General features: G+C 70.9%; 12 protein-coding genes. 8 read left to right on the forward strand and 4 right to left on the reverse strand.

Features of this window, described 5'->3' with window-relative positions; all coding sequences use genetic code 11:
* The 3 genes from E1286_RS42595 to E1286_RS42605 form a co-directional block, all read right to left on the reverse strand.
* Positions 1-658 (reverse strand): endonuclease/exonuclease/phosphatase family protein (locus tag E1286_RS42595; RefSeq protein WP_132622348.1); only part of this gene is annotated, 658 nt, incomplete at its 3' end.
* On the reverse strand, positions 655-1,977 hold the full coding sequence (locus tag E1286_RS42600) for an aminotransferase class V-fold PLP-dependent enzyme (protein ID WP_132622350.1): 1,323 nt from the start codon (positions 1,975-1,977) through the stop codon (positions 655-657). The genes E1286_RS42600 and E1286_RS42595, both read right to left, overlap by 4 nt.
* Before the next feature lie 54 nt (positions 1,978-2,031).
* On the reverse strand, positions 2,032-3,057 hold the full coding sequence (locus tag E1286_RS42605; protein ID WP_246075643.1) for an EAL domain-containing protein: 1,026 nt from the start codon (positions 3,055-3,057) through the stop codon (positions 2,032-2,034).
* A gap of 151 nt (positions 3,058-3,208) precedes the next feature.
* On the opposite strand from E1286_RS42605, the gene E1286_RS42610 reads away from it, so the two are divergent.
* Entirely contained in the window at positions 3,209-3,865 is a 657-nt protein-coding gene (locus E1286_RS42610) for an acVLRF1 family peptidyl-tRNA hydrolase (RefSeq protein WP_132622352.1), read from the forward strand.
* A gap of 4 nt (positions 3,866-3,869) precedes the next feature.
* On the opposite strand, the gene E1286_RS42615 is transcribed toward E1286_RS42610, so the two are convergent.
* A complete protein-coding gene (locus tag E1286_RS42615; RefSeq protein WP_132622354.1) occupies positions 3,870-4,703 on the reverse strand; it encodes an NAD(P)H-binding protein in 834 nt (277 codons plus the stop codon).
* 87 nt (positions 4,704-4,790) lie between these two features.
* Between E1286_RS42615 and E1286_RS42620 the strand changes: the two genes are divergently transcribed.
* The 7 genes from E1286_RS42620 to E1286_RS42650 all read left to right on the forward strand — a co-directional run.
* The gene (locus E1286_RS42620; RefSeq protein ID WP_132622356.1) at positions 4,791-5,366 is read left to right on the forward strand and encodes a TetR/AcrR family transcriptional regulator; all 576 of its coding nucleotides are present in this window, start codon (positions 4,791-4,793) and stop codon (positions 5,364-5,366) included.
* A gap of 123 nt (positions 5,367-5,489) precedes the next feature.
* Positions 5,490-6,503, forward strand: coding sequence for a LacI family DNA-binding transcriptional regulator (locus E1286_RS42625; protein WP_132622358.1), 1,014 nt, complete (start codon positions 5,490-5,492; stop codon positions 6,501-6,503).
* 293 nt (positions 6,504-6,796) lie between these two features.
* Positions 6,797-7,408 (forward strand): YesL family protein, encoded by a 612-nt coding sequence (locus tag E1286_RS42630; protein ID WP_246075644.1) that lies wholly within the window; start codon positions 6,797-6,799, stop codon positions 7,406-7,408.
* A 56-nt stretch (positions 7,409-7,464) separates the two neighbouring features.
* Complete coding sequence (locus tag E1286_RS42635; RefSeq protein ID WP_246075645.1) at positions 7,465-8,958, forward strand: extracellular solute-binding protein; 1,494 nt, start codon at positions 7,465-7,467, stop codon at positions 8,956-8,958.
* Between the two features lie 59 nt (positions 8,959-9,017).
* Positions 9,018-9,989, forward strand: coding sequence for an ABC transporter permease (locus tag E1286_RS42640; protein WP_246075646.1), 972 nt, complete (start codon positions 9,018-9,020; stop codon positions 9,987-9,989).
* A gap of 15 nt (positions 9,990-10,004) precedes the next feature.
* Entirely contained in the window at positions 10,005-10,919 is a 915-nt protein-coding gene (locus tag E1286_RS42645; protein WP_132622362.1) for a carbohydrate ABC transporter permease, read from the forward strand.
* A gap of 4 nt (positions 10,920-10,923) precedes the next feature.
* Positions 10,924-11,205: RIFT barrel domain-containing protein (locus E1286_RS42650; RefSeq protein WP_484213928.1), on the forward strand; the 282-nt coding region annotated here is incomplete at its 3' end.

Consider the following 11,205-nt stretch of genomic DNA (forward strand, 5'->3'; position numbering starts at 1 on the left):
GCCAGGCGCTCAGCACGTAGTCGAAGCGGCGGTCCGGGTACAGGCCCGGACGGGCCCACGGGTTGGCGTTGCTCCACGTGTGTCCGGGGCCGCCGTCTCCGGCCACCTCCCAGGCGTCGTAGAACACCAGCCCCGGCGTGGGCGGCGCACTGCGGCCGGTCAGCATGCGGATCTCGTCACTGTCCGGGGGCGCGTTGAAGTCGCCGCACACCAGCGCCGGGTGCCTGCGGGAGGCCGTCTCGGCCACGAACGCGGTCAGCGCCCGCACCTGCGCCTGGCGCACCTCCGACTCGTCCAGCCGGAACGAGCCGATGATCACGCTGAACACCTGTAAGGGGCCGCGTGGTCCGGCCAGCTCGCAGAACAGCGCGGTGCCCGGCATCCGGCCGCCCGGCAGCTGACGCTCCTCCTGCCGGGTGACCGGCCAGCGCGACAGCACCGCGCAGGGCAGCGTTCCCGAGGCGGCGGCGGCGTGCTCGTAGCCGAGCGCCTGACCGGCCCACTCCTGCAGCAGCACCACGTCGGGCGCGTGCTCGTGGACCACCTTCCCGATCCGCCGGGCGCGCTCGGCGTACGGGCCGTACTCGCCCCACACGTTCCAGGTCAGCACGCGCACGCGGGTCTCGACCGGCGGCCCGTACGGCTCCGCCCAGTTCATCTCAGCCCCTCCACGACCCTGATCGCGTGATCCACCTGCTCCGGGCCGGTCACGATGCTCGTCCCGATGCGGAGCAGCGGCGGGTTGTACGGCGTCGTGCTCGCCGCCACCTTCAGCGCGCGCAGCCGCTGCACGGCCTGGAACGGCTCCATGCCCGCGATCGAGCAGCACACCAGCCCCGCCGACAGCTCGGGAGCCCGCGGGGTGGCCGGCGTGACGTGCGGCAGCTCGGCCAGGCCCGCCTTGAGACGGGTGGCCAGCTCCTGCGTGCGCCGCTCCACGCGGGCCTTGCCGATCGCCGTCATGAACGCGAACGCCTCCGGCATCGCCCACCGGTGCTCGAACGCCTTGTAGCCGCCGGGGGTGATCAGCTCGGCCGTGCCCGGCCCCGGCGAGGCGCCGCCGTGCCAGGCGGCGAACGCGGCCCCGCTGAAGCTCGGCACGATCGGCGCGATCGTGTCCCAGGCGCGGCCCCACACGATCCCGGTGCCGCGCGGGCCGAACAGCCACTTGTGCGTGCCGCTGGCCAGGAAGTCGCAGCCCAGGTCGGTCACGTCGTCGGCCAGCGCGCCGAACCCGTGCACGCCGTCGACGCACAACAGCGCCCGGTCGTGCTCGGCCCGGTCCTTGTTGGCCTCGGCCAGCATGTCGGCGATGGCCCGCACGGGCACGCGCACGCCCGTGCTCGAATGCACCCAGGTCACCGCCACCACCCTGGTACGCGGGCCCAGCCCCTCCTTGATCGCCGAGACCATCCGGTCCACCGAGGCGGCGGCCGGGTCGTCGTACAGCCTGACCCTGCGGACCTTCGCGCCCGTGCGGGCGGCGAGCAGCCGCAGGCCCTCGTGGGTGGCCAGGAAGTCGTGCTCGGTGGTCAGCACGTCCTGGCCGGGGCGCAGCGCGATGCCGGAGTAGAGCAGGGCCAGGCCCATCGTGGTGCTGTCGGTCAGGGCGATGTCACCGGGCCCGCCGCCCAGATAGCGGGCCGCGGCCTGGCGTACCGTCTGGTCGGGGTCCCCGCCGGGCGGGATGTACTCGGGGTCGGCGTCCAGGGCGTCGCGATGCGTCCTGATCGCCTCGCGCACCGGCGCCGGCGCCGGCGCCAGCACGAACGCCGCGAACTGCCCGTACGCGGGGTCGAGCGCGAACTGGGCGCGTACGGAAGCCCAGTGGGTGGGGTCGAAGGCCCGGGACGCGTTGTTTCCGGGCGACGGGTTCCTGGGCGACGGGTTCGCGGGGGAGGGGCTCGCGGCGCACGCGGGCACCCCGGCGAGCATGCCCGCGCCCAGCAGGGTGCGTCTGTTCAGCGGCCGATCCATGGTCCCTTCCTATCCCGCCCGCGCCCGGCCGCCCAGCGCGCAGCGCCGGTCCGTTCAGCTTCTCAGCGAGGTGACCTGCCTGATCAGGTCGGAGACGCGGACGATGCCGAGGCAGCGGTTCAGCTCGTCGGTGACCACCAGGTCGTCGTAGACGCGGGCCGTGTCCCGGCCCGCCGCCTGCATGGCGGCGATCGCCGGGGTCGTGCGCGGGACCGTGCGGGGCGGGTCGGCCAGGCGCTGCGCCGGCTTCGAGCCGTGCAGGGCGTGGCCGTAGCGGGTGGCGAACGACAGCAGGAAGCGGCCGCGGTCGAGGCTGCCCTTGGGCCGCTGGAACTCGTCCACCAGGATCACGCTGGTGATCGTCGGCTCCTCCCCGAACGCCGCCACCGCCTCCTCCGCCATGGCCTCCGCGGGCAGGGTCACGGCCGGGAGCAGCAGCTCCTGCACGCGCGGCCCGAGCATCGCCGAGGCAGCGGACTCGTCGGCGATCGGCAGCGGGACGCGCACCCGGCCGTCGGGGCCCGGGGCCAGCAGGGGGCCGTGCGCGAGGCGTACGCCGAGGCCGCGGATCGTCGCCGCCTGGGCTTCGTGCTTCACACCGGGGGCCATGACGTGCGCGCCGATGCCGCGGGCCAGCGTGGTCACCGCGCGCGCCACCGCCGCCGCCCGGTGGTCGCCCGGGATGCGCGCCACCAGCTCGGGGTGCAGGGCCACCAGGTACGGGGTGGTGTCGGTGACGGTGTCCAGGGTCGGGCCCATGCTGCCGACGTCGGTGAAGCCGTACAGGTAGCCGATCGCGCGCAGGCCGTCCAGGGCCACCCTGAGCAGGGGGCGTTCGTGTTCCTGGCACGGTCCAGTGATGAGCAGGATGGCCTCCCGGGGGTGGCGGCCCGCTCGTCTCAGCGCCTCGTGGAGCGGGGTCAGCGCGCCCGCGCCCGCCAGCACCACCCGGATCGGCAACTCCAGCACCATGGGGAGCGGCGCCGCCCGCAGGACGCCGCCGGCCTCCACGAAGGCGGGGTGCGCGATGACGGCCCCGGTGTCGAGATCCACCAGGGGACTGGCGAGCAGGGAGGACACGTACCGAATCGTGCTCCTGCCACAGTCGCATCAGAAGCCCCGCGAAACAGAATTAACCGATATTTCGGTTGAGGTTCCCCAAAACCACTGGCCCGTCCGCGCGCTGACCGCAACCACCAGGGTGGAGGTGATGATCGGTTAGCCTCGGGGCATGAGCGGGCGGCCGGCGAAGGGTGGTGGGCGGTGGGTCTCGGTGCCGCCGGAGCGGGTGCATCCGTGGATTGACGGGTTCGCCGACCGTCACGGGCCCTTCTCCGCCACCGGGGACGAGCGGGTGGTGCGGCTGGTGGCCGAGGACGGGGCGGTGGCGGAGTTGCACGTGCCGTTCCCGCCGATGACGCCGCCCGGGCCGCCGCACGTCACCCGGCTCGTCGCCCACGCGAACGCCGACCGGCGGATCGGGGTCTTTCTCGTACGTCTCGGCGGCTACGCGGCGGGGGTGTTCCACGGGCCGGCACTGGTGGCTTCGAAGGTGGGCTCGCGACTGGTCCAGGGTCGTACGGCGGCCGGCGGCTGGTCGCAGCAGCGGTTCGCCAGGCGTCGGCGCAATCAGGCCGACCGGGTGTTCGACGACGCGGTGGAGACGGCGGTGCGGGTCCTGACGCCGTACCTGGGGGACCTCGACGGGGTGGTGCTCGGCGGGGACCGCCGCGCGGTGGACGCCCTGCGGCCGGACCGGCGGCTCGCGCCGCTGCTGGCGCTGGAGAAGGAGCCCTTCCTCGTGGTGCCCGACCCGAGGCACGCGGTGCTGCGCGACACGCCCGCCCAGTTCCGGGCCGTACGGGTGCGGGTCGTCGATCCGGAGTGAGCCGTCAGGCGAACGCCTCCCGGTGGTCGGCGAGGAAGGCGCTCAGGGAGCGTGGTGGGCGGCCGGTCAGGTCCTGGACCGCGGTCGTGGTCGTGGACCAGCGGCCGTCGCCCGTCTCGGCCATGAGGGCGGCCAGGTCGGTGGCGAGCGGGCGGGGCATGCCCTGGCGTTCCAGGTGGGCGGTCATCTCGCGGACGGGCAGGTCCACGTAGCGGAAGGGGCGGCCCAGCGCCCTGGTGATCTCCTCGGCGACGCGGTCGTGGGAGAGCGACTCAGGGCCGGTGAGGACGTGCTCGGCGTCCGGGCCCACCGGGCGGGTGAGCAGCGACGCGGCCACCTCGGCGAGGTCGCGGGCGTCGACGTAGGAGACCGGGCCGGGGCCGTACGAGCCGTACATGACGCCGTCGCGGAAGTCGTGCGGCAGGTTCTGCAGGAAGCCGCCCGGCTGGAGGATCGTCCACGGCACGCCCGACTTCCTGAGATGGGCGTCGACCAGGCCGTGCATGCCCGTGCCGAGCCTCCCGCCCGGCGCGGCGCCGCGTACGGACACGGAGACGATCTGGGCGGCGCCCGCGCGGGCGGCCAGGTCGATGACGGCGCGGTGGGCGTCGGCGAAGCCGGGCCACAGTGAGCTGTTGAGGAACAGCCGGTCGCCCGGCGACAGCAGCGCGCCGATCGTCTCGGGCCGCTCGAAGTCGGCCAGGGCGTACGGGCAGTCCAGGTCGCCGGCGGGACGCCGGGCGACGGCGAGGACCTCCGGCGGCGGCCGCCGGCCCCCGCGCAGCAGGCCGACGAGCGCGCGGCCGATGACGCCGGTCGCGCCGGTCACCACGATCACGAGAACACCTCCATAAGTGGACGAAAAGCTTCCGCTTGCGCGGACGCTACACTAACCGGAAGCAAACCGTCCACTTGGGAGTCGTACGTGCGCGCGGACGCCAGGCGCAACCGGGACAAGATCGTCGAAGCGGCGGCCGAGATCGTCGCCGAACGCGGCGTCCACGTCCCCATGGAGCTGATCGCCAGGCGTGCCGGGGTCGGCGTCGGCACGCTCTACCGCCGCTTCCCCGACCGTGAGGCGCTGATCACGGCCATCGGCGACCACTATGTGCGGGCGATGGCCGAGGTGGTCGACGTCACCGCCCGGCAGAGCGCCGACGCCTGGAGCGCGATCGGGCGGTTCGTGGCCTGGGCCGCCGCGCCCGGCCGCGTCGCGCTGGCCTCCGCGCTCGCCGTGCTGCCGCAGGAGGCGACCACGGGCGGCGCCGAGTTCGCCGAGGCGCGCAGGGAGTGGGTGGAACGGCTCGACAGGCTCGTCCGCCGCGCCCAGGCGGAGGGCGACATGCGAACCGACGCCGGCGTCGAGGAGCTCATCCACCTTCTGGCCGTCTTCACCTGCCATCCGAACGGGTTGCCGGAGCCCGTGGCCGCCGACCCGGGACGGTATTTGCGGCTGATGCTCGACGGCATGAAGGCGCCGTCAGCGGATCCGATCGGTTGAGACGATTCAAAACAATCTTGAATGCGGCTATGATGAGCCGCGTTCCCGGTGGGCCGCATCGGAAGGCCTGCCCCTAGCAGCGCGTTCCCCCCTTCTTCCGGCAGCACGGCCCCGTGAGGATCGATGGCGACCAGGAGCATCAAGGAGGTCGCGCAGCTGGCGCGCGTCTCCGTGGGCACGGTCAGCAACGTGCTCAACCGCCCCGAGATCGTCTCGCCCGCCACCCGCGAACGCGTCTTCGACGCCATCCGAGAGCTCGGTTTCGTCCGTAACGAGGTGGCCCGCCACCTGCGCGTCGGCCGCAGCCGCACGGTCGGGCTCGTCGTGCTCGACGTCTCCAACCCGTTCTTCGTGGACGTCGCCCAGGGCGCCGAGGCGGTGGCCGACGAGCACGACACGATGGTGGTGCTCTGCAACAGCGCCGGCGACCCCGGGCGCGAGCGCCGCCACCTCGACCAGCTCGAACAGCATCGGGTGCTGGGCGTCCTCATCACCCCGGTCGAGCAGGACAACCCGTGGCTGGCCGAGATGGCCGGCAGGGGCACGCCCGTGGTGCTGGTCGACAGCCCGGCGACCGGGCCGCGCTGCTCGGTGGCCGTCGACGACCGGCTGGGCGGGCGGCTCGCCGGCGATCATCTGCTCGAACGCGGGCATCGGCGCGTCGTGTTCGCCGGCGGACCGCCGTCCGTCAGGCAGGTGGCCGACCGGCACGCGGGCGTGGCCGAGGCCGTCGCCGCTGGGGCGGCCGAACTGCTCACCTGCACCGCGCCCGCGCTCACCGTGGCCGGGGGGCGGGCCATCGGGGAGCGCGTGGCGGGCCTGCCCGCCGGTGAGCGCCCGACGGCCGCCTTCTGCGCCAACGACATGATGGCGCTGGGGTTCCTGCAGGCCATGGCCGCCCACGGGCTGCGCGTGCCGGACGACCTCGCCATCGTCGGCTACGACGACATCGACTTCGCGGCGGCGGCGGCCGTGCCGCTGTCGTCGGTCCGCCAGCCTCGCGAGCTTCTCGGGCGCGCCGCCGTCGACCTGCTGCTCGACGAGGTGGCCGACCCCGGGCAGCACCGCCACCGCCAGGTCATCTTCCAGCCCGACCTGGTGGTCCGGGAGTCCAGCGCCCCGCACCGCACCCTCTGACCGCGCCCGTTCGACGACCGGCGCCGGAAGCGCCGTCAGAAGCACCTTCAGAAGCACCATTGGGAGCACCATTGGGAGCACCATTGGGAGCACCGTTGGGAGCACCGTTGGGAGCGCCGTCCCAACGAGCCGAAGAGTACAGAAATATGCGGTTTTAGCGTCATTGACTTTGAGTCGATTCAACACTACTTTCGCAACACCGGCCGCGGTTCATCCGTTCGTGACGAGCGGGGAACCCCGGGGTGACGCCCCCACCGCGTGTCCGCGCACACGCCGTCAGAAGGTGCTGCGGGATGAGCCATCCAGCCATGTCGATGAAGGTGCACGCGGTCTGCTCCGAGGTCTTCTGGGCGGCCAGGCTCAACCTGATGTGGATCGTCTTCACCCTGCTCGGCGGGGTGGTGCTGGGCTTCGGCCCGGCCACCGTGGCCGCGTACGTCCTGGCCCGGCGGCACGCGCGGGGTGAATCGATTCATTGGGGCGACTACTGGACCGCCTACCGGAGGGAGTTCGTCCGCGCCTCGTTGCTGGTCCTTCCCGTGGCACTGCCGGCCGTCGTGCTGGCGGGGAACCTGTCCGCCGTCGACGCCGGTCCGCTGCGGGCCGCGACGTACGCCGCGCTGACCGTCCTGGCGGCGGCCGGCGTCTACCTCGGGCCGCTGTACGCGCACTACGAGCTGCCGCTGTGGAGCTACTTCCCGAAGGCGTCGCTCGTGGCCCTGACCAGGCCGGCCTCCACCGCGCTGTTGCTGTTCGCCCTGTCGGCCATGGCCTTCGTGACCGCGACGGTGCCCGTCCTCGCCCCGATCGTCAGCGTCGGCGCGTGGATCTGTCTGAACACGTGGCTCTGCCTGCGCTTCTTCGAGGAGAACGAGGCGCGGCTGCAAGCGAAAGGGAACCCATGAGCGCATCTCCCCGCCGGATCCTCGCCGGTGTGTTAACGCTAACGACCGCATTAGCCGTGTCCGCCTGCGCGGGCGGCGGCGGAACCGAGGCGGACGGCAACACGCTGACCATGATGGTTCCGCTGTTCGGCACCGCCCCCGATCCCAAGGGCGAGATGCACCAGGCCGTCGAGAAGCTGGCCGGCAAGAAGCTCGCCATCACCTGGACGCCGAACGCGGAGTACAACGAGAAGACCAACGTCGTGCTGGCCTCCGACTCGATCCCCGACGTCATGGTCATCCAGGACAACAAGAGCCCGTCGTTCGTCCAGGCGGCCAAGGCGGGGGCGTTCTGGGATCTGACCGACAAGCTCGACAAGTACCCGAATCTGAAGCCCAAGTCCGAGCAGGCCTGGATCAACTCCAAGACCGACGGCCGCAACTACGGCATCTACCGGGTGCGCGCGCTGCTGCGCTCGGCCATCGTCCTGCGCAAGGACTGGCTGGACAAGCTCGACCTGGAGCCGCCCCAGACCACCGACGACCTCTACGAGATCGCCAAGGCGTTCACCGAGCGCGACCCGGACGGCAACGGGAAGAAGGACACCTACGGCCTGATCCTGCCGAAGTGGCCCAGCACCAACTTCTCCGCCTCCAACCCCTACAACGTCATCGACGTCTGGTTCGGCACTCCCAACAACTACGGCATGCGCGACGGGAAGCTCGTCCCCGAGTTCGACGTGCCCGAGTTCTGGGAGGCCCAGAAGTACATCAAGAGGTTCATCGACGAGGGCCTGGTCAACCCCGACTGGGCGACCCTGGACACCGGCAAGTGGAACGACCCGTTCGTCCAGGGCAAGGGCGGCATCATCATCGACGTCAACGTCCGTGCGGGCGAGCTGTTCGACGACTTCAAGGAGCTCGACCCCGAGACCTACGACGAGAAGGTCGCGATGGCGGGCAACCTGTCGCGGCCGGACGGAAAGAAGTTCTCCTACCCGTTCACCGGCTACAACGGCATCGTCGCCGTCTCCAAGCAGCGCGTCAGGACCGAGCAGCAGCTCGACGACGTGCTGAAGACGCTCGACAAGCTGGCCTCCAAGGAGGGCTCGATCCTGCTCAACAACGGGATCGAGGGCCGCAACTTCAAGGTCGAGGACGGTTACGCCGTCAAGGTCAACGACCAGGACCCGGCGATGAAGGTGATCAACAACGACGTGGAGTTCGCCTTCATCCAGCTCGGCATGACCTCCAGCGTCGGCGTGGCCGGTGAGGCGTACGAGTGGATGCGGCCCAGCCAGGCGGAGAAGGACTGGCTCAAGCAGCGCGACGAGCTGATGAACCTCGACCTGCAGACCGCGGTGCACGATCCGTCGCTGCCGGTGATCTCGGAGACCGCGGTCCAGCGGGGCGCGACGCTCAACCCGATCCCGACTGACGCGCGCATCAAGTACCTCGCGGGCGACCTCACCGAGGAGCAGTTCAGGGCCGAGGTCAAGCGCTGGTACGACTCCGGCGGCACCCAGACCCTGGCCGAGCTGCAGGCCGGGATGGTCAAGACAGGCGGCTGAGCCGGCTCGACCGAGGGGCCCGGAGCGACCCGGGCCCCTTTCCGCGAAAGGAGGCCGCTGTGGCCACCGACCTGGCGCCGCCCGCCACGAAGGCGGCTTCCAAGGACAAGAGGCCGGACCGGCTGCCGGTCCGCACGGCGCTGCTGCGCTACCGCTGGCTGTATCTGATGCTCATCCCCGGTCTGGTGTACTTCGCGCTGTTCAAGTACCTGCCGATGTACGGCCTGACCATCGCCTTCCAGGATTTCGTGCCGTTCCTGGGCTACTCCGGCAGCCCCTGGGTCGGCTTCAAGCACTTCGAGAACCTCTTCACCGGCCCCGACTTCGGCCGCCTGCTGTTCAACACGCTGTTCCTCGCGCTGCTGACGGCGGTGTTCGTCTTCCCCGCGCCGATCATCGTCGCGCTGCTGCTGAACGAGCTGCGGATCGGCGTCTACAAGCGGTTCGTGCAGTCGCTGATCTACATCCCGCACTTCCTGTCCTGGACGATCGTCTTCTCCCTGACGTACCTGCTGTTCTCGGTGGACTTCGGGCTGGTGGCCGGCTGGATCCACAGCCTGACCGGAGGCGGGGCGAAGGTCGACTACCTGGCGCAGCCGGAGTGGTTCCGGCCGCTGGTGATCCTGCAGCTGCTGTGGAAGACGTCCGGCTGGGGCACGATCATCTACCTCGCCGCACTCGCCGGCGTGGACCCCAACCTGTACGAGGCCGCCCGCATGGACGGCGCCGGACGCCGGCGGCAGTTCTGGCACGTCACGCTGCCCGCCATCCGGCCCACGATCGTGGTGATGGCCATCCTGACCTCGGGGAACCTGCTCGACCAGAGCTTCGAGCAGATCTGGCTGCTGACCAACTCGCTGAACCGCTCGGTCGCGGACGTGTTCGACACCTTCGTCTACTACGTGGGCGTCCAGCAGGGCGGCTACAGCTACGCCACCGCCGTCGGCCTGTTCAAGGGCGTGGCCGGCGTCATCCTGATCTTCGGCTGCAACTGGCTGGCCAAGCGCCTCGGCCAGCGCGGACTGTTCTAAGGGAGCGCCGGGCCTGTGTCCACTCAGACTGCTGAAACCACCGCGAAGGCCTCCCCGGTCAGGCACTACAGCTCCCTGGGGAGCAGGGTGTTCGACACCCTGAACGTCATCCTGCTCGGCGGCCTGGCGCTGATCACCGTGCTGCCGCTGTTCTACGTGCTGGCCGGGTCGTTCGCCACCGAGGGCGAGATCTCCGCGCGGCCGTTCTTCCTGTGGCCGGAGAACTTCGTCACCAGCACGTACGCGTTCGTCTTCGCCAACGACACGCTGCTGCGGGCGATGCTCACCACGATCGTGGTGACGGCCGTCGGCACGGTGCTGCAGGTGACGCTGACGTTCACCATGGCCTACCCGCTGGCCAAGCGGTACCTGCCGGGCCGGACGCTGATGCTGAACCTGGTGATCTTCACGCTGGTGTTCGGCGGCGGCATCGTGCCGACGTACCTGGTGGTGCGCGACCTCGGGCTGCTGGACAGCTACTGGGCGCTGATCCTGCCGCTGGCGATCAACCCGTTCTACCTCATCATCGTGAAGTCGTTCTTCCAGGAGCTGCCGCAGGCGCTGGAGGAGGCGGCGCGCATCGACGGCTGCAACGAGATCGGCGTCTTCTTCAAGATCGTCCTGCCGCTGTCGAAGCCGATCATCGCGACGTTCTCGCTGTTCTACGCGGTGGCCATCTGGAACGACTACATGTCGCCGCTGCTGTACATCAACGACAACCAGAAGTGGACCCTGCAGGTGCTGGTGCGCCAGCTCACCAGCCCGGACGCGGCCAACGCCATCGGCTCTCTGGACTCGGTGGCCTTCTTCCCCGCCGAGGGGCTCAAGTTCGCCGTCGTCGTGATCGCGACCCTGCCGATCCTGTGTTTCTACCCGTTCCTGCAGAAGCACTTCTCCAAGGGCGTGCTGATCGGAAGCGTGAAGGAGTGACCGCATGACCGAACTCCGCTGGCTGGACCGGCCGGGAGAGCAGGGGGTGACCTGGGGGGTGCCGTGGCCGCGCGGCCAGGTGCGGCCGGGCACGCCGTTCGCGCTGACCGACGCATCGGGCCGGGACGTGCCGGTGCAGAGCTGGGTGACCGCGACCTGGCCCGACGGCTCGGTCAAGTGGTCGGCGCACGCCGCAGGGGCTGGGCCCGCAGCGGAGTCGTACCGGCTGGAACCGGGACGCGAACCCGCGGCTCCCGGCACACCCGTCACCGTCGCCCGCGAGGAC

The organism is Nonomuraea terrae (assembly GCF_004348995.1).
Classification (GTDB): Bacteria; Actinomycetota; Actinomycetes; order Streptosporangiales; family Streptosporangiaceae; genus Nonomuraea; species Nonomuraea terrae.